The 25536-nt window shown below is 73.6% G+C and carries 22 protein-coding genes; 8 read left to right on the top strand and 14 right to left on the bottom strand.

All coding sequences use genetic code 11. The features are described 5' to 3' along the window. Positions 1–3: 3 nt before the first annotated feature. Positions 4–702, top strand: a complete 699-nt coding sequence (locus EDJALFJO_RS30235; protein WP_088290134.1) for a phosphoribosyltransferase — start codon at positions 4–6, stop codon at positions 700–702. Here the strand turns inward: EDJALFJO_RS30235 and EDJALFJO_RS30230 are convergent. Together EDJALFJO_RS30230 and EDJALFJO_RS30225 are read right to left on the bottom strand one after the other, a co-directional pair. After that, positions 620–3481 (bottom strand): sulfide/dihydroorotate dehydrogenase-like FAD/NAD-binding protein, encoded by a 2862-nt coding sequence (locus EDJALFJO_RS30230; protein WP_198950779.1) that lies wholly within the window; start codon positions 3479–3481, stop codon positions 620–622. The two genes, EDJALFJO_RS30235 and EDJALFJO_RS30230, sit on opposite strands and share 83 nt — an antisense overlap. Then, the gene (locus EDJALFJO_RS30225; RefSeq protein ID WP_088290132.1) at positions 3478–8412 is read right to left on the bottom strand and encodes a 2-oxoacid:acceptor oxidoreductase family protein; all 4935 of its coding nucleotides are present in this window, start codon (positions 8410–8412) and stop codon (positions 3478–3480) included. The genes EDJALFJO_RS30230 and EDJALFJO_RS30225 overlap by 4 nt, the downstream gene beginning before the upstream one ends. Before the next feature lie 307 nt (positions 8413–8719). On the opposite strand from EDJALFJO_RS30225, the gene EDJALFJO_RS30220 reads away from it, so the two are divergent. Together EDJALFJO_RS30220 and EDJALFJO_RS30215 are read left to right on the top strand one after the other, a co-directional pair. Continuing rightward, on the top strand, positions 8720–9406 hold the full coding sequence (locus tag EDJALFJO_RS30220) for a DUF899 family protein (RefSeq protein ID WP_088290130.1): 687 nt from the start codon (positions 8720–8722) through the stop codon (positions 9404–9406). A gap of 78 nt (positions 9407–9484) precedes the next feature. Continuing rightward, entirely contained in the window at positions 9485–9850 is a 366-nt protein-coding gene (locus EDJALFJO_RS30215; RefSeq protein WP_088290128.1) for an MmcQ/YjbR family DNA-binding protein, read from the top strand. A gap of 12 nt (positions 9851–9862) precedes the next feature. Here the strand turns inward: EDJALFJO_RS30215 and EDJALFJO_RS30210 are convergent, their stop codons facing one another. The 3 genes from EDJALFJO_RS30210 to EDJALFJO_RS30200 form a co-directional block, all read right to left on the bottom strand. Next, the gene (locus EDJALFJO_RS30210) at positions 9863–10252 is read right to left on the bottom strand and encodes a hypothetical protein (RefSeq protein ID WP_088290126.1); all 390 of its coding nucleotides are present in this window, start codon (positions 10250–10252) and stop codon (positions 9863–9865) included. Positions 10253–10401: 149 nt separating this feature from the next. Further along, positions 10402–10635, bottom strand: coding sequence for a helix-turn-helix transcriptional regulator (locus EDJALFJO_RS30205; protein WP_088290124.1), 234 nt, complete (start codon positions 10633–10635; stop codon positions 10402–10404). Continuing rightward, positions 10635–11234, bottom strand: coding sequence for a DUF2975 domain-containing protein (locus EDJALFJO_RS30200; RefSeq protein ID WP_088290122.1), 600 nt, complete (start codon positions 11232–11234; stop codon positions 10635–10637). Before EDJALFJO_RS30200 ends, EDJALFJO_RS30205 begins: the two co-directional genes overlap by 1 nt. A gap of 152 nt (positions 11235–11386) precedes the next feature. Here EDJALFJO_RS30200 and EDJALFJO_RS30195 point away from each other — a divergent pair, with 152 nt between their 5' ends. Further along, positions 11387–12106: a spermidine synthase gene (locus EDJALFJO_RS30195; protein WP_088290120.1), complete on the top strand. Its 720-nt coding sequence runs from the start codon at positions 11387–11389 to the stop codon at positions 12104–12106. Here the strand turns inward: EDJALFJO_RS30195 and EDJALFJO_RS30190 are convergent. Beyond that, positions 12091–13677: a diguanylate cyclase gene (locus EDJALFJO_RS30190; protein ID WP_088290118.1), complete on the bottom strand. Its 1587-nt coding sequence runs from the start codon at positions 13675–13677 to the stop codon at positions 12091–12093. The genes EDJALFJO_RS30195 and EDJALFJO_RS30190 overlap by 16 nt on opposite strands. Before the next feature lie 147 nt (positions 13678–13824). Here EDJALFJO_RS30190 and EDJALFJO_RS30185 point away from each other — a divergent pair, with 147 nt between their 5' ends. Beyond that, the gene (locus EDJALFJO_RS30185; protein ID WP_088290116.1) at positions 13825–14241 is read left to right on the top strand and encodes a nitroreductase/quinone reductase family protein; all 417 of its coding nucleotides are present in this window, start codon (positions 13825–13827) and stop codon (positions 14239–14241) included. Positions 14242–14304: 63 nt separating this feature from the next. Here the strand turns inward: EDJALFJO_RS30185 and EDJALFJO_RS30180 are convergent, their stop codons facing one another. From EDJALFJO_RS30180 to EDJALFJO_RS30170, 3 genes are all read right to left on the bottom strand, one after another. Next, positions 14305–15753: a kelch repeat-containing protein gene (locus tag EDJALFJO_RS30180; protein WP_143448875.1), complete on the bottom strand. Its 1449-nt coding sequence runs from the start codon at positions 15751–15753 to the stop codon at positions 14305–14307. A gap of 193 nt (positions 15754–15946) precedes the next feature. Further along, the gene (katG, locus tag EDJALFJO_RS30175; protein ID WP_088290112.1) at positions 15947–18118 is read right to left on the bottom strand and encodes a catalase/peroxidase HPI; all 2172 of its coding nucleotides are present in this window, start codon (positions 18116–18118) and stop codon (positions 15947–15949) included. A 73-nt stretch (positions 18119–18191) separates the two neighbouring features. Then, positions 18192–18623: a Fur family transcriptional regulator gene (locus EDJALFJO_RS30170; RefSeq protein WP_198950777.1), complete on the bottom strand. Its 432-nt coding sequence runs from the start codon at positions 18621–18623 to the stop codon at positions 18192–18194. A gap of 157 nt (positions 18624–18780) precedes the next feature. On the opposite strand from EDJALFJO_RS30170, the gene EDJALFJO_RS30165 reads away from it, so the two are divergent. After that, positions 18781–19794 (top strand): nitrogen fixation protein NifH, encoded by a 1014-nt coding sequence (locus EDJALFJO_RS30165; RefSeq protein ID WP_143448874.1) that lies wholly within the window; start codon positions 18781–18783, stop codon positions 19792–19794. Positions 19795–19874: 80 nt separating this feature from the next. Beyond that, entirely contained in the window at positions 19875–20624 is a 750-nt protein-coding gene (locus EDJALFJO_RS30160) for an NYN domain-containing protein (protein WP_088290108.1), read from the top strand. 116 nt (positions 20625–20740) lie between these two features. Here the strand turns inward: EDJALFJO_RS30160 and EDJALFJO_RS30155 are convergent, their stop codons facing one another. From EDJALFJO_RS30155 to EDJALFJO_RS30135, 5 genes are all read right to left on the bottom strand, one after another. Continuing rightward, entirely contained in the window at positions 20741–21298 is a 558-nt protein-coding gene (locus tag EDJALFJO_RS30155; RefSeq protein WP_088290106.1) for a hypothetical protein, read from the bottom strand. Positions 21299–21404: 106 nt separating this feature from the next. Continuing rightward, positions 21405–21953 carry a hypothetical protein gene (locus tag EDJALFJO_RS30150; protein WP_088290104.1) on the bottom strand — a complete coding sequence of 183 codons (549 nt, stop codon included), beginning with the start codon at positions 21951–21953 and terminating at the stop codon, positions 21405–21407. A gap of 81 nt (positions 21954–22034) precedes the next feature. After that, positions 22035–23294 carry a low temperature requirement protein A gene (locus EDJALFJO_RS30145; protein ID WP_088290103.1) on the bottom strand — a complete coding sequence of 420 codons (1260 nt, stop codon included), beginning with the start codon at positions 23292–23294 and terminating at the stop codon, positions 22035–22037. A 66-nt stretch (positions 23295–23360) separates the two neighbouring features. Continuing rightward, positions 23361–24248 carry a fructose bisphosphate aldolase gene (locus EDJALFJO_RS30140; RefSeq protein ID WP_088290101.1) on the bottom strand — a complete coding sequence of 296 codons (888 nt, stop codon included), beginning with the start codon at positions 24246–24248 and terminating at the stop codon, positions 23361–23363. Positions 24249–24367: 119 nt separating this feature from the next. Then, a complete protein-coding gene (locus EDJALFJO_RS30135; RefSeq protein WP_088290099.1) occupies positions 24368–24652 on the bottom strand; it encodes a DUF427 domain-containing protein in 285 nt (94 codons plus the stop codon). Positions 24653–24832: 180 nt separating this feature from the next. Here EDJALFJO_RS30135 and EDJALFJO_RS34660 point away from each other — a divergent pair, with 180 nt between their 5' ends. Next, complete coding sequence (locus tag EDJALFJO_RS34660; RefSeq protein WP_158220619.1) at positions 24833–24985, top strand: hypothetical protein; 153 nt, start codon at positions 24833–24835, stop codon at positions 24983–24985. Positions 24986–25536: the final 551 nt, after the last annotated feature.

The following is a 25536-nucleotide window of genomic DNA, read 5'->3' as shown; positions in this document are numbered from 1 at the left end:
GACGTGCAGCAGTTCCGCGACAGGGTGGACGCCGGGCGCCGGCTCGCCCGGCGGCTGGAGCACCTGCGCGGCCGGGACGTCGTCGTCCTCGGCCTGCCGCGGGGCGGGGTCCCGGTCGCGGCGGAGGTCGCGGAGGCCCTCGGGGCCCCGCTCGACGTCGTCGTCGTCCGCAAGCTCGGCGTGCCGTCCCAGCCCGAGGTCGCGATGGGCGCACTCGGGGAGGGCGGGTTCCTGGTGGTGGACCGGGCCATCGTCGCGCGGGCGCGGGTCACCCGCACCCAGTGGCAGGCGGTGGAGGAGCACGAACGGCGTGAGCTCGAGGAACGCGTCGTCAGGCTGCGCCGCGGGCGGCCGCGTCCGGACCTGCGCGGCCGGGTCGCGGTCGTGGTCGACGACGGCATCGCCACGGGAGCGACGGCCCGGGTCGCGTGCGAGGCCGTGCGCGCGCTCGGGGCCTCGACCGTCGTGCTGGCGGTGCCGGTGGCCCCGGCGGGGCTCTCGGTGGCGGTGCCCGGCGCCGACGAGGTCGTGTGCCTGCGGGCGGCGCGTCGGTTCGGCTCGGTCGGGCAGTACTACGACGACTTCTCCGCGGTCGGCGACGACGAGGTGGTCGCCCTGCTCACAGCCCGTGCTGGGCCCGGCTCCGCTGCTCCTGGCTGCGGAACTGGCCGAACCGCGGGAGGAACTTGTCCCAGTCGATGATGGCGGCGTCGATCTCCGGGCCGTCGATGCAGGCGTGCTTGCGCACCATCTTGCCGTCGACGACGACCGGAACCATGCACGCGCCGCACATGCCGGTAGCGTCGACCATGATCGAGTTGAGGCTCGCCACGCACGGGGTGCCGAACCGCCGGCACAGGTCGCTCACCGCACGCATCATGAGCGGCGGGCCGATCGTCACCACCTCGGCGACGCGACGTCCCTCGCCCTGCCGGTTCGCCTCGAGCAGCTGCTCGAGCGGGCCGGTGACGAAGCCCGGTACGCCGTAGGAGCCGTCGTTCGTCGTGACGACGACGTCGAGCAGGTCACCGAACTCGGCCTGGAGCCGCCCGACCCGCTCGTCGGGTCCGGTCCAGAACATGAGGTCCCGGCTGCGGAACCCGGTGACCAGGGTGACGTGGTTCCCCGCGCGCAGGTGCTCGCGCATGATCGGGTAGACCGGTGGCAGCCCGAGGCCGCCGGCGGTGAGGACGACCGTCGTCCCGGGCTCGTACCGGTGGATCTCGCTGGGCCGCCCGAGCGGGCCGGCGATGCCGGCGAACGAGTCCCCGACCGCCATCCGGTTGATCTCGATGCTGCTCGTCCCGACGCCCTGGACGACGAGGCAGATCGTCCCGGCGTCGGCGTCCCAGTCCGCGAGGGTCAGCGGGATCAGCTCGCCGTGCTCCCACGGCAGCACGCGGACGAACTGGCCGGCCTGCGCGGCGTGCGCTACGAGCGGGGAGTGGACGACGAACTCGTCGATCCCGTCGCTCAGCTCGGCCTTGTGCAGGATCCGCTGCGACGTCGCCGCGACGTCCGAGTACTCCCGGGCCCGCGCGACCATCTCGCGGACGACGGCCGGCTCGAGGTCGATCGCGCCGATGATCTCGCGGGCGGCCGCCTGCCCGTCGCCCGCGGCCATGATCGCCGTCGACCCGCCGCGGGCGGCGTCGCCGCCGGTGTAGACACCGGGCAGCGTGGTCTCCTGCGACCCGTCGTGGTCGAGGTCGATGGTGCCCCACTTCGAGGTGTGCAGCCGGGGCTCGGAGTCCTTGATGATCGGGTTCGCCGCGTTGCCGAGCGCCATGATGACGAGGTCCGCGACGACCGTCTCCTGCGCGCCGGTGACGACCGGGCTGCGCCGCCCGGAGGCGTCCGGCCGGCCGAGCTCCATGACGTCGAGCACGGCCCCGGTGACGAAGTTCGTCGCCGGGTCGCCGAGGAACTCGGCGGGGGAGCGCAGCACGGACAGCGCGATCTCCTCCTCGAGGGCGTGGTGCAGCTCCTCGACGCGGGCCGGCATCTCCTTCTGCGTGCGGCGGTAGACGATCGTCACCTCGCCGCCCAGGCGGCGTGCGGTGCGGGCGGCGTCCATCGCGGTGTTGCCGCCGCCGATGACGAGCACCTGCTTGCCCTCGATCTCCGGCAGCGGGGTCTCGTAGTCCGCCCGCTGGCCCTGCATGAGGTTGACCCGGGTGAGGAACTCGTTGGCGGACATGACGTTGAGCAGGTGCTCGCCGGGGACGTTCATGAACCGCGGCAGGCCGGCGCCGGAGCCGACGAAGATCTTCCAGAAGCCGGCCGCGCGCAGCTCCTCCAGGGTCGCGGTCCTGCCGACGACGAAGTTCGGCACGAACTTGCCGCCGAGCAGCCGGATCTTGCCGACCACGTCGTCGATGAGGTCGTTGGGCAGCCGGAACTCGGGGATCCCGTAGCGCAGCACGCCGCCGAGCGCGTGGAAGGCCTCGAACACGGTGACCGGGAAGCCCTCGGCGCCGAGCAGGTAGGCGTTGATGAGGCCGGACGGCCCGGAGCCGACGATCGCCACCGGCGGCCGGGCGGCGACGTCCCACGGGTCGCGCCGGCCGGCGAACCGGTCCGTCGCGGCGTCGGGGTGCAGCCGCTTCTCGCGCTCGGGGAGGAACCACTCGAGCTGGCCGATCGCGATCGGCATCTTGTTCTGGATGCAGACGCCCTGGCACTGCAGCTCCTGCGGGCAGACCCGGCCGGTGACGTCCGGCAGCGGGTTGGCCGACTCGATGAGCTCCATCGCCTCGCGGAACCGGCCGGTCCCGACGAGCTCGAGGACGCGCGGGATGTGGATCTTTACCGGGCAGCCGCCCTTGGGCTCCTTGCGGCCGGCGAGCAGGATGCCGATCTCGCACGGCTTCTCCTCGCACTGCTTGTCCCGCAACGCCTCCAGCCAGACGAACAGGTCGACCTCTGCAGTGGTGTACCCGAGGGTCAGGTAGCCCTGGTACCCCTGGTTGACGAGCCCGAAGTCGTGCTCGCGCTCCTGCGCGTCGCGGATGTAGGGCGGGATGCTGTTGCCCGCCGGCCAGTCCTGGGACAGCCCGTCGAACATCGGGTACCGCTCGGAGAGGCAGCGGTCGAGCCCGCGGACGAACTTGCGCTTCATGCCGAGGTTGAGGCCCCAGACGAACCGCATGAGCACCTTGGCCGCGTCGTCGCCGCGCAGCAGGGTCGCCCACATGGCGCGGACGAAGTCGTCGCCGAGCTCCGGCTGCCGGAACTCCAGCGCGACGGCCTGCATGCCGTCGGCGATGAACAGCTCGCGGAAGGCCTGCGGCTGCGCGACGAGGCGCCGCTTGAGCAGGTCGAGCTGCCGGTTGAAGGTCTCGACCGGCTCGGAGTGCTCGAGCACCTCGACGCGGGCGCGGGTCTGCTCGAGGGTGCTGCGTGCGTCGAGGTAGTGCCGCAGGTCCTCGGGGCCGACCGCGTCGGCGGCCGGGCCCCCGGGCGGCGGGCCGGCGGTCACCGGATGATCTCCGCGTCGCAGTTCGCCCGCACGCGGTCGATCCGCTTGCGGATCTCCGGGGTGACCTCGACCGTGTCGACGGCGCCGGGGATCATCCGTGCCACCGTGCGCGCCTCGCCGTCGATGACGACCGTCGCCTTCTGGAAGAACTGCGGCAGCTCCTGGTAGCAGGTGCCGCAGTCGTTGCAGAGCGGTTCGTCGGCCGGGTCGAGGAAGACCGGTCCGGCCGTCAGGACGGTCGCACCTGCTGATGCCGCGGGTGCCGCCGCGGCGGCAGGGGCCGGGCCGCCGAGCAGGCCGGCCGGTGCGGCGGGGGCCGCCGGCACGGCGGTCGACGACGCGAGCTCGGTCATCGCCCGTGCGATGTCGTCGAGCGACGTCTCACGCAGGCTGACCGCCTCCTCGTACCGCGCCTGGAGCTGCTGGAGCTCGGCCCGGTGCGCGCTGGCGAGCCGGGTCTCGTGCATCCCGGAGAGGAACTGCAGCGTCCGCCAGTACCGGCGCCGCTCCTCGACGAGCCCGACGACGGACGACGAGCACACGACCTTCGTCAGGTGCCGGTCCTCGTCGGTCGCCCAGACGAACGGGACGGTGCCGGCCCGCAGCCCGGACGGCATGTCGACGTACTCGTGGATCGGGACGGCGACCGGCTCCAGGTCGGCCGGCAGGGTGCGGAACTGCTTCTTGAACCGGGTCTCGCCCAGCGCGAACTCGGCCGGGGTGAGCGGCGTCGTCATGAGCTGCACGGCCCCGTCCTCGTCGAGGTACTGCAGCGTGGTCGTCGTCCAGTCCGCCTCCGGGTCCGGGTTCCCCTCGATGGAGAACGCCTCGTCGGGGGAGGACCCGCGGCGCGGGTCGTGGACGAACAGCGGGTTCATCCGGCTCTCGACCGCGAGCCGGGCCCGCGCGTTGGACGCCGCCTCCGGGACGCCGTGCTCGGACCCGCACGGGGTGTAGACGTCCATCACGGCCGGGCCGTCGGTGTACGTGACCAGCTCGGTCGCGTTGCGCAGGAAGTGCGCCTGGAACGCCGTGCTCGTCGCGCAGACCAGGACGTGCGGGTGGAACGACGCGAGCAGACCGAGCTCCTTGCGGTTCTCGTGCTTGCCGGTCGCGGCGCTGCCGAACCGGGCCAGGTCGGAGTCCTGACCGGTGAAGCTCGCCGTCGATGCCTGGCCGCCGGTGTTGGAGTACACGCCGGAGTTGAGCACCAGGACCTTCATCGGGGTGTCGCTGGCGAGGATCCGCGACATCGCGCCGAAGCCGATGTCGTAGCTCGCGCCGTCGCCGCCGATCGTCAGCACCGTCGGGAGCAGCCCGAGCTCGTCGGTGCTGAACTCCTCCCAGGAGAGCATCGACAGCTGCGGGTCGTGCAGGTCGGCGCGGTAGGCGTCCTCGAGCTCGAGGCGGGCCAGCCGGAGCATCCGGACGTCGGGGACGAGCTGTGCGGACAGACCCTCGAAGATGCCCTTCGCGAGCGGCTGGGCGTCCTGGAAGAGGCTGTTCACCCACGGGTCGGTGTAGGAGTTGAACGGCATCGTCGAGGCGTACACGCTGCTGCAGCCGGTCGCGTTCGCGATCACCGTGGACGCCGGGCCGTTGCCGGTGGGGCCGGCCTCGTAGAGGTACAGCCGCCGTTCGAGGGCCGCGACGATCGTCGAGATCCGGTCCCGGCGCGCGGTGTCCGCCGGGTCGAGGGCGTCCCGCTTGGCGGCGAGCCCGTGGAGCAGCGCGTCGAGCTCGCGCAGGTGGGCGCGACGGCGCTGGGCGCCGAGGGCGTGGCTGACCGACATGAGCAGCCGCAGCGCGGTGACCTCGCCGCAGCCACGGCACCCGCCGTGGCCGCCGGTCGTCGCGTAGTAGTTCGAGCGGTCGAGCAGCAGGCGCTTGATGTCGCCGTCCGGGGAGGTCGAGCCCTCGAGGAACCGGGTCGGTGCGTCCGGCAGTGTCGCGGCGAACGTGAAGCGTTCCTGGAGCATGCCGAGCACGTCGTCGTCCTGCTCCGTCGGCGTCAGCGCGCCCGGGCCGCAGACCTCGATGCACTCCAGGCAGCCGGTGCACTTCCACGGGTCGACGGTGGCGGCGAAGAGCGCGCCGCTGCCCGGGGAGACCTTCTCCGGGGCGTCGAAGAACGGCCGGGTGCGCGCGACCGGGAAGCCGGCGAGCACCTCGACCACCGCGGCCACGTTGCGGGCCAGCACGGGGTCGTCGTCGCCGACGCCCGCCACGTCCGCCACGATCCGGTGGAACGGGCGGCCCTCGGTGTCGGTCCGCAGCGCCGCCCGGACCCGCTCGGCGAGCCCGTAGACGAGGCTGCGCAGGGCCTCCCGCTGGGCGTCGGTGACGTCGACCGCGGCGATCCCGGCGAGCAGCAGGTCGTGCACCTCGTGCACGGTGTTCGGGATCGCGGCGTCCGGGCAGACGAGCGCGCACTCCATGCAGCCGGTGCACGTGCTCACGTCGATGCTCGGCACCGTCCTGCGGAACAGGCCCTTGTCCTTGCGGGCCGCCGTCCCCGCGGGCATGAAGAGCCCCGCGCCCGGGAACACCGGCGCCTCGCCGATGGTGCCCTCGCGGAAGGGCCGGGCCATGATGTCCTCGTAGTAGGCGGGGTCGAACAGGCCGCTCGACGCGGCGGCCGTCGTGCTCGAGCACATCGACGCCGAGACGCCGGTGCCGACGAGCAGCGTCCGCGGCAACGGCTTGTCGTCGAGGGCGAGCAGCTCGGGGGCGTCGAGGTCGACGACCCGGGTGGCCGCGATGCCGTCCCGGATCACCGCCATGTTGCCCTCGACGACGGCGTCGCCCTTGCGGCCGAACTTCTTGACGATCTGGGTGTGGACCTTGTCGAGGATGACCTCCTCGGCGGCGCCCGCCGACACCCGGTCGACGTGCGCGGCGACCGAGCCGATGAAGGCGATGCCCATCATCCGGGTCTCGAGGTCCGAGGTCGGGGCGTGCCGCCGGGCGACGCTGAAGGCGTCGACGACGAGCAGCCGGATCCGCTTCTCGCGGATCGTCCGGCGCGCGTACGACGGCAGCTCGCGCCAGACGTCCTCGTTGCTCAGGCTCGACTGCAGGATGAACGTGCCGCCCGGGACGAGGCCCTTGAGCGGGTTGGTGTGGATGAACGCCCGGTGGTCGGGCGAGATGACCACCTCGACGTCCTCGAGCTCGGCGTTCGTCAGCAGCACCGGCTCGGGGCTCAGGGTGATGTAGTAGTTCGTCGGGGCGCCGCTCTTCTCCGACCCGTACTTCGGGGCGGACTTCGAGTGCATGCCGAGGACGCCCGCGAGGATGTCGGTGAGCAGCTTGCCGGTCGCGATCGTGCCGTAGCCGCCGACCGAGTGGAACCGGATCCGGATCGCCGACTCCGGCAGCAGCGCCGGGTTCGGCCCGGTCTCCAGTGCCATGAGCTCGGTCTCCGGGTACGCGGCGCGCAGCCGGTCCTGGAGCTCGGCCATCCGGCCCCGCGAGCCCGGGTCGAAGAACTGGGAGCCCAGGTACACCAACGGTGCCGGGGCGCCGGCGGCCATGTTCTCGAACGCCGCGACGAGGTGCCGCGGCTGCAGGTCGTGACCGCCGAGCCCGAAGATCGCGGTCGTCAGCACCGGCACCTCGTCGGCGGGCGGCACGCCCGGGTGCCGGTCGGTGCCGGTACGGGCGTTCTCCCGGGCCCGGAAGAGCGCCTGGGTGACGAACGACGTGAGCGCGGTCTGGTCGGACCGCTCGAGGACGGTGACGGCCTTCTTGCCGCGCAGGGCCTCGACGACCTCCGCCTCGGGGAAGGGCTGGAGCAGCTTGACGGCGACCAGGCCGACCTTGAGGCCCCGGGCGCGCAGGTGCGGCAGGACGGCGCGGACGTCGTCCGTCACCGACCCGAGCCCGACCATGACGTAGTCGGCGTCGTCGCAGCCGTACGTGTGCACGGGGGCGTACGTCCGGCCGGTGAGCCCGGAGTACTCCGACATCGCCTGCCGCACCAGGTCCGGGACGGCGGCGGCGAAGTGCGTCCTGTGGTCCACCGACCCGGCCTGGAAGTCCGGCTGGTTCTGCACCGGCCCGGTCAGCCCGGGGTTGTTCACGTCGACGAGCGCGGGCACGAGCTGGCGGGTGCCGCGCTCGAACGCGTTGACCCACTGCCGGCGCCACTGCGCGTGCAGGTCGGCGGGCACCCAGCGCGTGGTCTGCTCGACGAGGTCGCCGGCGCCGTCGGTCTCGACGGCTCCCGCGTTCGCGTCGAGCCAGTCGGTGAGGGCGGCCAGGCGCTCCGGGCGCAGGTCGCCGGAGTGCCGGTCCAGGTAGCTCTTCAGCTGGTGCACGCGCCCCTTGGCGCCGAAGAGGATCTCCTGCGCCACGGTCGGCGCCGGGATCCGCCCGGCCGGGTCGCCGAGGTACTCGCGGAGCAGTTCGGGCTCCGGCATGAGCGCCTCGCTGAGCATGTGGCTCGTCGAGAAGCCGTCCATCGCGTTGGCGACGGGGATCAGCGACAGCGCCGAGGTCCGGTAGGCGACCGCGGCGAGGTCTGCGGCCTCCTGCGGGTTGGCCCCGAACAGGACCGTGTACCCCGACGACAGCAGGGCGTAGACGTCGTCGTGGCCCGCCATGACGTTGAGGGAGTGCTTGGAGACGACGCGCGCCGCCACCTGGAGCACGAAACCGCCGATCTTCTTGCCGACGGTGACGTAGTGCGACTCCATCGCGTAGAGGATGCCCTGGCTCGACGAGGCGTTGGAGATGAACTGGCCGCCGGTCAGCGCCGCGCCCAGCGCGCCGCTCTGCGCCGAGTGCTCGCCCTCGGGCTCGAAGAAGAACGGGTGCTTGCCCCAGACGTTGAGCCCGCCCTGGGCCCTGGCGGCCTCGAAGAGCTCGGAGATCTCGGTGGACGGCGTGATCGGGTACCCGATGACGCCGCCGCACACGTGCGACATGACGTGGGCGACCGCCCCGTTGCCGTTGATGACGGCAGGGAGACCGGGATACCGATGGTGCGCGGCGGCCTTCTCGGGGGACTGGTCGGGCGACTGAGCGGTGGACTGTGTGGACACGGGGACCCTCCCGTCCGGCGCGGGCGCGGCCAGCCTAGGCACCGTCGTGCCACCGGTCCCCGGGTCGATCGTCCCGTGACGGCGCACGGCCCGGGACGCCTGCCGGGCAGGCCGATGAGTCGGCGGCCCGGCCCCGGTCTGCACGGGGACGTCGCGACCAGCGACCCTGCCCCGACCGGCGAGGAGGACCATGTCCGCCACCGCTCTGCCCCCGATCGTCGACGCCGCCACGTGGCAGCGTGACCTCGACGCGCTGCGCACCCGCGAGAAGGCGGTGACCCGCGAGCTCGACGCCGTCGCCGCGCAGCGCCGCCGCCTGCCGATGGTCCGGATGCCCGACTACACCCTCGAGGGCGAGGAGGGCCCGGTGCGGCTCGCCGACGTCTTCGGCGGCGCGTCCCAGCTCATCGTCTACAACCACATGTGGTTCCCCGGCGAGACCTGGCAGTGCGGCGGCTGCACCGGGTTCACCGCCCAGTTCACCCGGCTGGAGGTGCTCGCCGGCTACGACGCCCGGTTCGTCGTCGTGACGCAGGGGCCGATCGACGAGGCCCTCGCGTACAAGGAGCGGGTCGGGAACACCATGACCTGGTACTCGACGGCGAACAGCCCGTTCGGCACGGACGTCGGCGCGCCTCCCGGAGGCGGGTTCGCCGTCAACGTGTTCCTCCGCGACGGCGACACGGTCTACCGCACCTGGCACACGAACGGCCGCGGCACCGAGCAGCTCAGCTACACGTTCGCGCTCATCGACCTGCTGCCCTACGGCCGGCGGGAGGAGTGGCAGGACTCGCCCGAGGGCTGGCCGCAGGGGCCGACCTACGGCGGCTGGGCGAGCTCGCAGGACATCGCGGCGCTGTACGGCGCCGACGCCTGAGCCCCGGGCCGACGCCGCCCGGCCGACCGACGAGGTAGCGTCTGGGAGTGCAGAAGACCTCCGGCAGAACGGTTCCCGATGGCTGACGCGGACGACGTGCGGCGGCTGGCCCGCGCGCTGCCCCACGTGGAGGAGGTACAGAGCGCCGGCTTCGACTTCCGCGTCGGTGGCAAGGGCTTCGTCTGGTCGTACCCGGAGCGCCGGCCCGGCAGACCGCGCGAGATCCGCACCGACGTCGCCGTGCTCTTCGTCGGCGACGAGGACGAGAAGCAGGCCCTCCTGCTCGGCGAGCCGGAGAGGTTCTTCACCGCGCCCGGCTACGGCGACGTGCCGCTGGTCATGCTGCGGCTCGGGACGGTGGACGTCGCGCGGCTCACCGAGCTCGTCACCGACGCCTGGCGGATGCGCGCGCCCGAGCACCTCGAGGCCGACTTCGTCGAGTGAGCGGGGCGCCGGTCAGTCGATGACCATCCGGTGCTCCCCGGCCGCGACGGCCCGCAGGAGCAGCCGCCGGGACAGCGACCGAGCGCCGCACTCGCAGCCGGCGGGCAGCGGGTCGTCGAGCGTCACCCCGCCGTCGGGGTCGACCCAGTCGACGTAGGGCCGGTCCCGGTGGCCGCCGTGGTGGGCGGCGTCGTGCCGGTCGCGGTCTCCGTGGCTGTGGGCCCGCGGCACGGAGACGAACACGGCTCCCGCCGGGGTCGCGAAGACGGTGGCGACGTGGTGGGCGGACGCGCAGTGGACGGCGAGGAGCGGGCGCGGCGACGGTGAGTGGCCGAGCTGCGCGTAGGCCCGCTCGGCGGTGCGACGCCGCAGGTCCCCGGTGCTCGGGGCGGTGGGAGTCATGGCTCCTCCTTCTGCACCCGGTCGTCCCTGCAGGATCGTCACGGTCCTGGACGGTGGCGCCCTCGCGGGTGCGACGGCATCAATTCTTCTCCGGGCGGTGCGCGGCACCACCTGCGGAACGTCCCGGGCGTCCGGGACTGCTGCCGGGCTCACCCGGCGGGCGCGTCGTCCCCGCGCAGCCCCAGCAGGTCGCCGGGGGTGCAGCCGACCGCGTCGCAGATCGCGGTCAGGGTGCTGAAGCGGATGGCGCGCGCGTGGCCGTTCTTGAGGATCGACAGGTTCGCCACCGTGACGCCGACCTGCGACGACAGCTCGACGAGGGTCATCCCGCGGGCCACGAGCAGCTCGTCCAGTCGGACCGTCACACGGTGCTGCTCGGTCATCAGATGACGGTGTCGAGCTCGGTGCGCAGGTCGACGCCGCGGTCCACCAGCTGCGCGAACCCGGCGACGACGAGGCCGACGGCGAGCCAGCCGACCAGGCCCCCGGACGGCTCGACCGTGACCTGCGGGTCGACGACGGTCGACACGAGCACCCAGGCCGCGACGACGCCGAGCAGCCACGTCGCGGAGCCGCCCACCGCGGCGATCTTCGCGACCGTCGTGAGCCGCCGGACGGTCTGCGCGGTGAACGGGTCGTGCTGCCGGGCCGAGCGCAGGAGGTCGGCCAGCCGGCGGGCGACCTCGGCGACGACGAGCAGGCCGGGGACGACGGTCGTGGCCCGGAGCAGCCGCTGCACGGTCGTCGGGTCGGCGAGCACGAAGGCCAGCTGCCCCGCCGGGTCGAGGGTGACCCCCGGGGTGGTGCCGGTGACGGCCGCCGGGGTGCTGAACAGGTGGGCGGGAAGGTCGACCGTCACCGATGACCCCGGGACGAACGCGATGACGAGCACGGCGACGGCGAGGCAGAGCGCCGCGACGTGGACCGTGGTCGCCGCCCCCTGCAGGAGCCGCAGCGCTCGCCGTGGGCGCGGCGTCGTCATGTCATCGCCTCCGTATCGAAAAACGAGATGGATATCGAAGAACGATATGCCGGGGAACGGGGCCCGTCAACCGTCGGCCCGGCCGCCGGCGCGGTACCTTGGCGCGCCGACCGGGTGACCTCACCGCCGCGGCGTCGACGACGGGACGCCGCGTGGGTGCACGGTTCGAGGAGCTCGCCTGGGCGAGCACCGCGATGGGGGAGATCAGCCTGCGCCGCCGGGTCGAGCCGACGCTCGGGGTCGACGTCTTCGAGGTGAAGCTCGGCGACGAGTTCCTCATGTCGAGCCTGTTCACCGTCGCCGAGGTCGAGCTGGCCCGGCTCGGCCTGGCCGCCCTGCCCGACCCGGACGGCGGCGGTCTCGACGTCGTCGTCGGCGGGCTCGGTCTCGGCTACACCGCGCGGACGGTGCTGGAGGACGCCCGCGTCGGCGCGCTGGTCGTCGTCGAGGCGCTCGCCGAGGTGGTCGACTGGCACGAGCGCGACCTGCTGCCGGACACCGTCGGGCTGGCCGCCGATCCGCGTGCGCGGCTCGTCCGCGGGGACTTCTTCGCGGCCACCGCGACGGACGACGGCTACGACCCCGACGCGCCGGGCCGGCGGTTCCACGCCGTCCTCGTGGACATCGACCACACGCCGGCGCACGTCCTGCACCCGAGCCACGCCGCGTTCTACACCGTCGACGGGCTGCGGCACCTGCTCCGGCACCTGCATCCCGGCGGGGTCTTCGCGCTGTGGTCCGACGACCCGCCCGACGAGGCGTTCCTCGGAGTGCTGCGCGCGGTGTTCGGCAGCGTCGAGGCGCACGTCGTCACCTTCGCGAACCCGTTGACCCGCGGGGAGTCCGCGAACACGGTCTACGTCGCGCGCTGAGCCGCGCCGGGGTCGCCGACCACCCGGTTCCGCCCCTGTGCCTTGGCCCGGTAGAGGTTCTCGTCCGCGCGGCGCAGCAGGGTGGCCTGGGTGTCCGCCGGGCCGGCCAGGCCGGCTCCGATGCTCACGGTGACGCCGAGCCCCGCCGCGACCTCCTGCCAGGGCAGTGCCTGCACGTCGGTGCGCAGCCTCTCCAGCCGGGCCGCTCCCGTGCCCGGCTCGTCGCACCGCAGCACGACGAGGAACTCCTCGCCGCCGAGCCGCGCGGCGAAGCCGTGGGGGACCGCCGCGGCGGCCAGCCGCTGACCGAGCCGTCGGAGCACCTCGTCACCCACGTCGTGCGAGAAGCCGTCGTTGACCTGCTTGAAGTGGTCGACGTCGACGACCGCCGCCAGCACGCACCCGGGCTCGTGCGCGGCCTCCGCGAGCAGCCGGGGCAGCTCCTCGTCGACGAAGCGACGGTTCGGCAGCTCGGTGAGCGGGTCGGTGCGCGCCTGCTCCCGGAACCGGCGGGCCTCGGCCCGGGCCTCCGCCGTCTCCGCGAGGGCCTGCCGGGTCCGGGCGGCGGCCTCCTGCTGGTGGGACCGGACGGCCACGTACTCCTCGTGGAACGTGCGGTGCGTCGCGTACGCGGCGGCGAGGTCGCCGCGGGCCGCGTGCACCCGGGCCAGCAGCTCGAGCGTCTGGACCCGGGCGGCCCGCAGCCCGCGCTCCTCGCACACGACCGTGCACTCGTCGAGCCGCTGCGCGGCCTCGTCGACGCGGCCCAGCGCCAGCAGCACCTCCGCGTGCGTGAGCAGGAGCTCGGCCGGGGTGACCGCCTGGGCCTCCCCGAGCGTCTGCCGCCGCCGGAACCCGAGCAGCACCATCCGCTCCGCCGTCCCCAGGTCGCCCGCCGCGAGGTGCGCCCGCGCGATGGTGTCGGCGTACGCCGCGTCCAGCGCGTCCTCGCCGCACCGCTGCACGAGCTGGTCGGCCGCGGCGAGGGCCGCGGTCGCGTCCCCGCTCTCGTACTCGAGGACCGCGAGGTTGTTCAGGACGATGAGCCGGTGGTCCTCGTCGCGGAGCGCGGCGAAGACGGCTCCGGCCTCCCGGTACCGCCGGCGGGCGTCGTCCACCGCCCCGACGAGCGCCGCCGCGTCCGCCAGCCGCAGCAGCGTGCTGCCGCGCTGCCGGGCCGGGGTCGAGCCGTCCAGCAGCTCCAGGGCCCGGACGGCGTGGTCGAGCGACGAGGCGGCGTCCCCGATGCTCTCGAGCAGGGACGAGAGCACGAGGTGGCTGCGCGACCGCACCGAGCGCGGGCCCTCCTGGGCTGCCCAGGCGTTGACCTCGACGGCGAGCTGGGCGGCCCGGGTGCTGTCCCCCAGACGCAGCAGCATGTCGGCGACCACGAGCCGGGCCCGCATGGCCTCGACCTCGAGGCCGGCGGCGCGCGCCTCGTCCTCGACCTCGCGGGCCCCGAGGAGCCGCTGCTCGACGTCCGCCGACCGCTGTCGTTCGAGGTCGTCGAGGCGGGCCGCGAGCCCGGCGCGCGCGACAGCGCCCGCCGGGGCGGCCGACGCGGCGGTCACCGGTGCCTCAGGACCCACAGGAGGTACGTCGGCCGGCCGGCGGGTGAACCAAAGCGGACGCCGCGGCGCGCCGCGGAAGCACCCGCGCCGCCCGGGTGTTGGGTCGGGTGCGGCTCCGCCGGGGAGCCGCCGACACCGGAGGTAGGCATGGGCTGGAACGACGCCGTCATCGAGCAGTTCCTGGAGGGACGCGCGCGGATCGTGGACACGTTCGACCGCCACAACCTCGTGCTGCTCGACACGACCGGTGCGAGGACCGGGCAGCGGCGCACCTCACCGGTCGCCTGCCTGCCCGACGGGGACCGGCTGCTCGTCATCGCGAGCAAGGCCGGCGCGGACACCCATCCCGCGTGGTTCCACAACCTCGTCGCGAACCCGACGGTGCACGTGCGCCGCTGGGAGGGTGACGCGCTCGCGGAGTACGACGCCGAGGCCGAGGTGCTCGAGGGGGACGAGCGCGCGCGGGCCTGGCAGCAGGTCGTCACCTGGTCACCAGGGTTCGCCGAGTACCAGACGAAGACCGACCGGGTCATCCCCGTCGTGGCGCTCACGCCGAAGCGCTGACGCCGGGCCGGTGACGACGGCAAGGCCCCGGACGGCGCGTGCCGTCCGGGGCCCCGCCCTTCCTCACGGCTGGTAGAGCAGCGCCGTCCGCACCGACCCGAAGGCCGGCGCCCACTCCATGCCCCCGGCCACGAGCACGGCACCGCTGCCGGTCCGGACCGCCACGTGCGACGCCCGGTCGCCCGGCAGGTCGTTGCCGCGGGTCCACCGGCCGGTGACCGGCGACCAGAGCTGCGTCGTCCGCAGCCCGCCCCAGTCGTCGATCCCGCCGACGACCAGCACGCGCCCGTCGGTGAGCAGCGTCGCGGTGTGGTCACCCTCGAGCGCGAACCGCAGCGGCCGCGTGAGCGCGAACGTGTTCGTCGACGGCGTGTAGACCTCCGCCGACCGCAGCACGCCGCCGTAGTAGCCGCCGGCGACCAGGACGCGGCCGTCCGCGAGGGCCGTCACGGTCGGGTCGCCGACGTCCTCCGTCGTGCGCTGGCGCTGCAGGGACGGCCCGACGACCCAGGTCCGGGTCGCCTGCTCGTAGAGGGCCGTGGGCCGCAGCCCGTCGGTCCCGTCGTTGCCGCCCACCAGGATCACCTGACCGGCGCTGCCGGCCGGGAGCACGACGGCGCTGTGCCGGTGCCGCGGTGTCGGCATGGGCCGGGTGGCGCGCCAGGTCGCGGTCGCGGGGGCGTACGTCTCGGCGGTGGCGGTCACCGCGGGGCCGGTGGTCTCGCCGCCTGCGACGAGCACCTGCCGGTTCGCCAGCACGGTCGCCGAGTGGTGGGCCCGGGCCCGGGTCATCGGGGTGCCGGTGCTCCACGTGCCGGTCGCCGGGTCGTAGAGGAACGTCGTGGCCGTCGGTGACCACGACGCGTCGAAGCCGCCGGTGAGCTGCACCCGACCGTCGGCGAGCGTGACGAGGGCGAACTCCGCCCTCGGCGCCGGCAGCGAGCCGGTGCGCGCCCAGCGACCGGTCGCCGGGTCGTAGAGCAGCGCCGTGGCCAGCGCGTGCGAGGTCCAGGTCGCCGGGTCGAAGCGGGTGCCGCCGACGACGAGCACCTGGCCGGTGCCGAGCAGGACGGCCCCGGCGTGCTCCCGGGCCGCCGGCAGCGAGCCGGTCGCGGTCCAGACAGGCCCTGCGTACTGCGCGTGCGGCGTGACCGGTGCCGACGGCGCGGACGCCGGCCCCGGTCCGTCCGTGTTGACCGCCGTCACGGTGAAGCGCCGGGCGACGCCGTTCGGGAGGCCGTCGATGACGGTCGGGTAGATGGCCTCCGGGTCGAGCGTCCACGAGCCGCCGAGGTCGTCCGTGACGAGGTAGGACGTGATCGCGGCGCCGCCGTCGTCGTCCGGGCCGACCCAGGTCAGCCGGACGGCGCCCTCGTACCCGATGCCCCACACCCCGGTGGGGGCGGTCGGGACGGCGGCGGCGGCCGGTGCGGCCAGGCCCGCGGCGAGGACCACCCCCGTGACGACTGCGACGAGCCCGGAACGCGCGGCACGCGACGACAAGGTCAGCACTGACCGAGGCATGGTGATCGCCTCCCCCTCCGCGCGTGAGACTACGTCGCACGGGCGGCGGCGGACCGGGGCGATGGTCGCTCGTCGGGCGGGAACGGACGGGGCCCCGGACGGCGCGTACGCCGTCCGGGGCCCAGGTGCTGCCGGTGGTGCTGCCGGTGGTGCTGCCGGTGGTGCTGCCGGTGGTACGGCGTCAGGCGACGTCGAACCGGTCGAGCTCCATGACCTTCGTCCACGCTGCGACGAAGTCGCCGACGAACTTCGTCTGCGAGTCGTCGCTCGCGTAGACCTCGGCGAGCGCCCGCAGCTGCGAGTTCGAGCCGAACACGAGGTCGGCGCGGCTACCGCTCCACGTCACCGCACCGGTCGCGCGGTTGCGACCCTCGAACGTGTCCTCGGCCTCCGAGACCGGGCTCCACACCGTGGCGACGTCGAGGATGTTGACGAAGAAGTCCGTCGTCAGCGTCCCGGGCCGCGTCGTGAGGACGCCGAGCGCGGAGCCGTCGTAGTTCGCGCCGAGCACCCGCAGCCCGCCGACGAGCACGGTGAGCTCGGGCGCGGTGAGCGTGAGCAGGTCCGCCTTGTCGACGAGCAGCGCCTCCGCGGGGGCCGGGAGGCCGCCCTTGCCGGCGTAGTTGCGGAACCCGTCGGCCACCGGCTCGAGGACGGCGAACGAGTCGACGTCCGTCTGCTCCTGCGACGCGTCGGTGCGGCCGGGGGTGAACGGCACGGTGACGTCGTGGCCGGCAGCCTTCGCGGCCGCCTCGACCGCTGCGGACCCACCGAGCACGATGAGGTCGGCGAGCGAGACCTTCGCGCCGCCCGCGGCGTTGAACTGCGCCTGGATGCCCTCGAGCGTCCGCAGCACGGTCGCCAGTTCGGCCGGGTTGTTGACGTCCCAGCCGTTCTGCGGCGCGAGCCGGATGCGGGCGCCGTTGGCGCCGCCGCGCTTGTCGGTGCCGCGGAACGTCGACGCCGACGCCCACGCCGTGGTGACCAGCTGGGACACGGTGAGCCCCGAGGCGAGGATCGTCGCCTTGAGGGCCGCGACGTCGTCCGCGCCGACGAGCGTGTGGTCGACCGCGGGGACCGGGTCCTGCCAGATGAGCTCCTCCGAGGGGACCTCCGGGCCGAGGTAGCGCGTGACCGGGCCCATGTCACGGTGGGTCAGCTTGAACCACGCGCGGGCGAAGGCGTCGGCGAACTCGGCCGGGTTCTCGTGGAAGCGCTGGGAGATGACGGCGTAGGCCGGGTCGAAGCGCAGCGACAGGTCCGTCGTGAGCATCGTCGGCACGCGGGTCGGCTCGCCGGTGACCGGGTCCGGGATCGACGGCGGAGCGTCCTTCGCGACCCACTGCTTGGCGCCGGCCGGGCTCTCGCTGAGCTCCCACTCGAAGCCGAAGAGGTTGTCGAAGTAGAGGTTCGACCACTCGGTCGGCTTCTGGGTCCAGGTCACCTCGAGGCCGCTGGTGATGGCGTCGCCGCCCTTGCCGGTGGCGTGGCTGCTGGTCCAGCCCAGGCCCATCTCCTGCAGCGGGGCGGCCTCCGGCTCGGGGCCGACGAGCGCGGCGTCGCCGGCGCCGTGGGTCTTGCCGAACGTGTGGCCGCCGGCGATGAGCGCGACGGTCTCCTCGTCGTTCATCGCCATCCGGGCGAAGGTCTCGCGGATGTCGCGGGCCGCGGCGAGCGGGTCCGGGGTGCCGTTGGGGCCCTCCGGGTTGACGTAGATGAGACCCATCTGGACCGCAGCCAGCGGGTTCGTCAGGTCACGCTCGCCGCTGTAGCGCTTGTCGCCGAGCCAGGTGTCCTCGGTGCCCCAGTTGACGGGCTCCGGCTCCCAGACGTCGGCGCGGCCGCCGCCGAAGCCGAAGGTCGGCAGGCCCATCTGCTCGATGGCGACGTTGCCGGCCAGGACGAGCAGGTCGGCCCAGGACAGCTTGCGGCCGTACTTCTTCTTGACCGGCCAGAGCAGGCGGCGCGCCTTGTCGAGGTTGCCGTTGTCCGGCCAGCTGTTGAGCGGGGCGAACCGCTGCTGGCCGGTGCCCGCGCCGCCGCGGCCGTCGCTGATCCGGTAGGTGCCGGCGGCGTGCCAGGTCATCCGGACGAAGAGCGGCCCGTAGTTGCCGAAGTCGGCCGGCCACCAGTCCTGGGAGTCCGTGAGCACGGCCGCGATGTCCGCCTTGGCGGCGGCGAGGTCGAGGGTCTTGAACTCCGCGGCGTAGTCGAAGTCGCCGCCCATCGGGTCGCTCTTGGCGGAGTTGCGGTGCAGGACGTTCACGTCGAGCTGGTTGGGCCACCAGTCACGGTTGGACGTGCCACCGGTCGAGTGCAGGACCGGGCACTTCGCCTCGGGCTCCTGGTTCATGTCGCCGACGACTGCATCATGGGTTTCGGACACGGATGGATCCTTTCTCTACCAACGGTTCGGTGGGGTGCGGTCAGGAGCTACGAGCCGTGGAGCAGTCGGGGCACAGGCCCCAGTAGACGACCTCGGCCTCGTCGATCGAGAAGCCGTGGTCGTGCGAGGCGGTGAGGCACGGGGTGTAGCCCACGGCGCAGTCGACGTCGGCGATGTCACCGCACGACCGGCACACGACGTGGTGGTGGTTGTCCCCGACCCGGGCCTCGTAGCGTGCGGCGGAGCCTGCCGGCTCGATGCGCCGCACGAGGCCCGCGGTGGTCAGGGCACGCAGCACGTCGTACACCGCCTGGGTGGACACGTCGGCCAGGTCCGCCCGGACGGTGCGGATGATCGAGTCGGTGTCGGCGTGCGGGTGCTGGTGCACCGCGGTCAGCACCGCGACCCGGGGCCGGGTGACGCGCAGAGCGGCCCCCCGGAGCAGGGGTTCGGCGTCGAACGCGGGGTGCACGCGCCCGAGTCTGGTCAGTAATCTGGAGTGAGTCAAGATTGGTCTCGAAGTGAGACATCTCGCCGTGCGACGGCCCCCCCGCACCCCGGCGGAGGGAGCCCCAGGTCCCGGTCCGGGCGGTCGCCCGGAGGCGGACGATGCCCGCGGGGTGGTCGTCGTGACCGGAGTGCTCGCTCGTGCGGAGCTGGTCGACTGGCTGCTGGAGCCGCAGGACCCGGCGGTCCGGGCGGCCGCGCTGAGCCGGCTTCTCGGCCGGTCCCCGGAGGACCCCGACGTGGTCGCGGCACGCGCGGCCGCGATGCGCTGCGACCCGATCGCGTCGATCCTCGCCGCCCAGCACCCGCAGGGGTGGTGGGTGCAGCCCGGCGCGGGTTACACGCCGAAGTACCGCGGCACGGTGTGGCAGGTCGTCTTCCTCGACCAGCTCGGCGCGGACCCGGCCGACGAGCGCGTCCGGCGGGGCTGCGAGTACCTGCTCGGCCGCAGCGCCACGTCGTCCGGCGGGTTCGGTGCGGCGGGCGCGGGGCGGGACCGGACGCCGCCGCCGAGCTCCGTGGCGCACTGCCTCAACGGCAACCTGCTGCGGGCCTTCCTCGGCCTGGGCCTGGGCGACGACCCGCGCGTCCTGGCAGCGGCGGAGTGGGCCGCCGCCGCGGTGACGGGCTCGGGTGGCGTGCGCTTCTACGCGACCGCGACGAGCGGGCCGCACTTCGCCTGCGGCGCGAACGACCGGCAGCCGTGCGCCTGGGGCGCGGTCAAGGAGCTGCGCGGGCTGGCCCGGATCCCGCCGGGGCACAGGTCCGCCACCGTGCAGCGCGCCGTCGACGAGGCCGTCGCGTTCCTGCTGTCCCGGGACCCGGCGGTCGCGGACTACCCCATGGGCTGGGGCAACACGCGCCCCAGCCGGTCCTGGTTCCGGCTCGGCTTCCCGTCCGGCTACGTCACCGACGTCCTCCAGGTGCTGGAGGCGCTCGCGGAGGTCGGGCACGGGGACGACGAGCGTCTGCAGCCGGCGCGCGCCTGGCTGCTCGGGCACCGCCGGCCGGACGGTCGCTGGGTCAACGAGTACGCCTACAACGGCAAGACCGAGGTCGACGTCGAGGTGCAGGGCCGGCCGTCGAAGTGGGTGACCCTGCGCGCGCTGGACGTCCTCGGGCCGCAGCTGCCCTGAGCGGGTCGGCCGTCCTGGCCGGGCGGTCGGTGCGGTGCGGCGGCCCGACCGCCGTAGCCTGGCCCGCGAGGGGGTACGCCATGGAGACGAGCGAACGCAGGATCGCGCTGCTCATCGACGCCGACAACGCGCCGGCGGCCAAGATCGACGTGATCCTCAGCGAGGTGGCCCGGCACGGGACGGCGAACGTGCGGCGCGCCTACGGCAACTGGAAGAGCCCCCACCTCAAGGGCTGGGAAGGCGTGCTCCACACGTACGCGATCCGGCCGATCCAGCAGTTCGCGTACTCGGCGGGCAAGAACGCCTCCGACATGGCGATGGTCATCGACGCGATGGACCTGCTCTACGCGCGCAACCTCGACGCGTTCGCCATCGTCTCGAGCGACGCCGACTTCACCCCGCTCGTCATGCGGGTGCTCACCGAGGGCGTCAAGGTGTACGGCTTCGGCGAGCGGAAGACGCCGGACCCGTTCGTCAACGCGTGCTCCCAGTTCAGCTACATCGAGGGCCTCACCGCGCCGGGCGCGGTGGCCGAGGAGACCGAGGCCGAGCACGTCGCCGTCGAGGCCGTGCTGCGGCCGGCCGACGCCAAGCAGCTGCGGAGCAACACGCGGCTCGTCCGGCTGCTGCGCTCCGCCGTCGACGCGGCGGGCGGGGACGACGGCTGGGCGCACCTGGGCACCGTCGGCCAGCAGATCGGCAACCAGGCGTCCCTCGACCCCCGCAACTACGGCTACCGGAAGCTCAGTGACCTCGTGGAGGCCACCGAGCTGTTCGAGCTGCGGCGGCAGAACCAGATCGTCCTCGTGCGCGAGCGCCGGCGGACCTGATGACAGGTCCGCCGGCGCGCTGCCGGACGGGGTGGGTGGCTCCGGGTCAGGCGGACCGGGTCAGGCGGACCGGGTCAGGCGGACCGGGTCAGGCGGACCGGGTCAGGCGGACCGGGTCAGGACAGCTTGAGCAGGTCGATGTCGCACTCGCTCTTGGTGAAGGCGACGAACTGGTCGACCGCCGCGAGGTGCTCGGGGGTGTTGATGGACGCGAGCACCTCGCTCGTGCCGGCCTTGGCGATGTCGTAGTCGGCCTTCTGGATGACGCCCCGGAGCACCTGGGAGTCCTTCGTGAGCTGCTCGACGACCGGCCGGATCTCGTCGGGGGAGGCGGCCACGAGCGTGTCGTTCGCCTTCGCCGTGATGTCGAAGTACTTCTCCCAGTCGGCCTTCTTGCCCGACGTCACGAGCTTGCCGATCTCGCCGCCGGTCAGGTAGGCGACGTTCTCCTTGACGACGGCGCAGTAGTCGCCGCCCGCGTCGCCGCCCGAGTCCTCCGCGGCGCTCGTGCTCGCCTCCGCGGTCGGCGTGGCCGCCCCGGACGTGGCGGCGGCGGCGGACGCGTCCGCGCCGGCGGAGGTGGTGGACGACCCCGAGCCGCAGCCGGTGAGGCCGAGCAGGATCGTGACGGACAGGACGACACCGGCGCCGCAGCGCCCCCGAGTGATCTTCACAGGACAGTGTTGCAAGCCGGCACACGTCGGCGCGGGCGACCGGCCGATCTCCGCCGAACGGCCGGGGTCGGGGCGGGCGGTCCCGGCGGGCCGGCGTCCCCGCGGGTCAGCCCGTGACCTCGACGAACTCGGTGGTGACGTAGCGGCGCATCCGTGCGAGCAGCTCGTGCGTCGTCCGGCAGCTGCCCTCCGGGACGGCCGCGAGGTCCTGGAGCTGGCTGCGGGTCGTGCCGGGCAGCCCGGAGACGACGTCGATCGCCTGGACGTCGAGCGTCGCGGTGGCGAGGACGGCGGTGAGCTCGACGGCGCGCCGGTGCTGGGTGTCGTCGGTGCCGCCGAGGCAGAACCGGACCAGGGCCCGCAGCTCGCCCCGGATCCCCTCGGCCAGTGCGCCGCCGAGCGGTCCCGGCGCGGTTCTGGCGTCCTGCACCCACGCCGCGAGCACCGGCCGGGTGAGCACCGCGACCTTGAGCCGGTCGCAGAGCCGGACCGTGCCCTGGTCGCCCGGGACGAGCACCCCGGCGTCCAGGCACGTCCCGAGCTGCTCCTGGACGACGTCCGCCGGCAGGTCGGCGAGGAAGCTGCGCGCCGCGACGTGCTGCCGCAGCGGCCCCTGCCGGCGGTAGGTGTCCGCGACGGCGTCGAGGATGTCCATGGCGCGTCTGCCTCCGTCGGCCGGCCCCGACGGCTCCGGGGACGTCGTCCCCGTCGGCAGCCGGGCCGCGTGGTTGAGGAGTCAGGGCCGCACGGTCCGGGAGCGGTAGACCAGGTCCGGCCGGCTGCGCGCGACCACCTTGACGACGACGACCGCGACGCAGACGAGGGCGGTCCCGGCGACGGACACGGTCACCGGCACGGCCGTGGCCGCCAGCCCGCACCCGAGCACGACGAGGCCGGAGCCCGCCCAGAGCACGACGGGGACCTGCACCGTGTCGAGCCGGTTGTGGAGCGCGGCGAGGACGACGAGGACCACTGCGACCGGGACGGCGACGGACAGCCCGACCCCCAGCGCGCCGATCCCGTGGGCCGCCTCCGGGGCCTGGCCGGAACCCGCGGAGTCCGTCGCCGTCGTCGCGGTGACGTGCTCGGCGGCCACCTGCAGGCCGGCGCCGACGGCCGCGACGCCGGCGAAGACCGCGAAGTGCGCGTAGCCCCAGCGGAACGACTCCTGCGGGGCGGTCCGCAGACCGGCGGCCACGTCGTCCTCGAAGTAGACCCACCAGAGGCAGAAGACGACGAGCACGGACGAGACGGCGACGACGACGGCCGAGACGGACAGCCCCACGTCGGTCACCGCCCGCTGCAGGGTCACCGTGCACGCGAGGATGCACTCGCCGAGCACGATGAGCGTGAAGAGGCTGTAGCGCTCGGCGATGTGCCCCGGGTGCCAGGCGGTCGACGTCGCGCGCCGCTCCGCGACGACCGGGACCGCGATCTCGGCGGCCACGAGCAGGAGGAAGGCGACGAGGGCGGGCGGCGCGTCCGGGTGCGGCAGGAGCAGCCGGGCGAGCCAGCCGAGCTGGACCACGGTGATCCCCGCGGCGTACGCCAGCGCCACGGGCCGCCGGACCGGGTCCCCCGCGGCGGCCCGCAGCCACTGGACGACGAGCGCGACGCGCATGACCGTGTAGCCGACGGTCACGGTCCGGAAGTCGGTGTGCTCGAAGGCGGCGGGGATGCCGGCAGCGATGAGCAGGGCGCCGCCGAGCTGGACCAGCGTGAGAAGGCGGTAGGTCACGTCGTCGCGGTCGTAGGCCGAGGCGAACCAGGTGAAGTTCATCCAGGCCCACCAGATGGCGAAGAAGACCATCGTGTACCGGGCGGCCCCGGCGACGACGTCACCGGCGGACAGCGCGTGGTGCAGCTCGGCTGCGGCCTGGGCCACGGCGACCACGACCGTGAGGTCGAAGAGCAGCTCGAGCGGCGTGGCGGCCCGGTGCGGCTCCGCGCTGTCCCGTGGTGCCAGGCCGAACCATCCGGAGGTCGTCGCGGTCATGCCCGGATCCTCGCCCACGCTTCAGGTCCGGGGGCGCGGAGCCGGGCACGACACACCGGCGTGCGGTCAGGTGATGGACGCCGCGTAGATGCTCGCGATCGAGGCCTCGAGCATCGCGTCGAACTCCTCCTCGGTCTGCTGCGCCGTGAGCCCCTCGGTGAGCGCGCGCGAGAAGCTCGCGACGACGCCGTGGTTGCGCGCGAGGCGGCTGTTCGCGTCGTCCCGGCTGTACCCGCCGGACAGGGCCACGACACGCAGCACGTGCGGGTGCGCGACGAGGTCGGCGTAGAAGTCGTCCACGTCCGGGAGCGTCAGCTTGAGCATGACGGCCCGGCCGTCGGGCAACGCGTCGAGGTGCCGGTGCAGGGCCGCCTTGAGCAGCACCTCCGCCTCGCCCTTGCTCGGCGAGTGGATGTCGACCTCGGGCTCGACGATCGGCACGAGGCCGGCGTCGAGGATCCGGCCGGCGAGCTCGAACTGCTGCGCGACGAGAGCGTCGACGCCGGCCCGGTCGGCGACCTGGACGACGGAGCGCATCTTCGTGCCGAAGACCCCGTGGCTCTTCGCCCGGTCGAGCAGCGCGTCGAGGCCGGGGATCGGCTTCATGCAGCGCGCGCCGTCCACCTCGTCGGCGAGGCCCTTGTCGACCTTGAGGAAGGGGACGACACCCTTGACCTCCCAGAGGTACTCCGCGGCACCCTTGCCGTCGACGTCGCGGTCCATCGTCTGCTCGAAGAGGATCGCGCCGAGGATCCGGTCTCCCGTGAACGCTGGGCTGCGCATGATCCGGCTGCGCATCTCGTGGATGCGGTCGAACATCTCCGCCTCGTCGCCGTAGGCGGTCTCGTCGAGCCCGTACAGCCGCAGGGCCTTGGGGGTGCTGCCGCCGCTCTGGTCGAGCGCGGCGACGAAACCGTGGGCGGTGCGGATCTTCTCGAGCTTGTCGTGGCTCACGTCGGGCCTCCGTCGGACGGGCCCGCGGAGCGTGGACCGTGGTGGTCACCCGTCCGTTCCCGACGGTAGCCCCGCCTGGCCGATCCGCACGGGGACGAAGGCCTGCCGGCCGCCCTCGCTCAGTCGTCGACGACCTCGACGCCCTTCCAGAAGGCGACCCGGCCGCGGATCTGCGCCGCGGCGTCCTTCGGCTGCGGGTAGTACCACGCGGCGTCGGCGTTCACGGCGTCCCCGGCGTGCACGCTGAGGTAGGAGGCCTCGCCCTTCCACGGGCACGTCGTCCGCCGGTCACTCTCGACGAAGTGCTCGGCGCGCAGCGACTCCCGCGGGAAGTAGTGGTTGCCCTCGACGACGACGGTGTCCGCCGTCTCGGCGAGGACGACGCCGTTCCAGATCGCGCGCATGCCTGTCTCCCTCGGTCGGGCGGGCGCCCTCGGTCGGTGCTGCCCGCGGTGTCGATCGTCCGGCGTCCGGGCCCGCGCCGCCACCGGGCGGCGTCTCGACTTGTCGCGCGTGGCGGGACGAGGAGGATCCGCGGCGAGTCACCGGCAGCACGCCGGTGGCCACGACCAGGAGGCCTCCCGATGTTCGCCGTCGCCGCGCTCGTCTGCTTCGTCCTCGCCCTGCTCGACCTCTCCGTCGGGTTCTCCCTCACGACGCTCGGCCTCGCGCTCGTCGCGGCGCACCTCGCGTTCGGGGCCATGGTCCCGGCGCTGCCGACGGGCCGGCGCCGCTGACGGGCCCGGTCGGGACGACGCCCGGTCCGCCGGGCGTCGTCCCGCCGGTGTGGGCATTCCGCGACGCAGAGTGTCCGCGAGCCTCAAGTGGCTACGCAGCGTACATGTGACAGCACCCTTGACGTAACATGGCACATCTTTTTGACAAGAAGGCGTTTTGATCTTGTAAATCCATACCTATACCCGTCTGTCCCGTGCCAACATAACGCGCTGTAGCGGGACGTGGGCGTACGGCGAGGGTCGGACGCTACACGATCGAGCGGCCCGGAAACCCCGGGCCGGAGCGACCTGGCCAGGCGCGACCCGCACGAACGTGGCCGTGGAGGTGCTGAACCCTCCGCGGTCCGGATGCGTCCGCGCGTCGGCCGACCGGTCGTCGTGTCCAGGACCGACGGCCGAAGGGAGACCCCGCGGTGGGTCAGCGAACCGCGAGCACGATCGCGATCGACGTCGAGGAGCGTGCGGACCCGCCCGACGGGGCCGGCCGTGAACGACCCCGGCGCCGGGCCCGGACGATGCGGGGGCGGATGGCCCGGATCCTCGCGCTGCCG

The sequence above is a fragment of the Kineosporia sp. A_224 genome (assembly GCF_002198655.1).
In the GTDB taxonomy this organism is placed as follows: domain Bacteria; phylum Actinomycetota; class Actinomycetes; order Actinomycetales; family Kineosporiaceae; genus R-H-3.
This window is presented reverse-complemented; position numbering and strand designations above follow the sequence as displayed.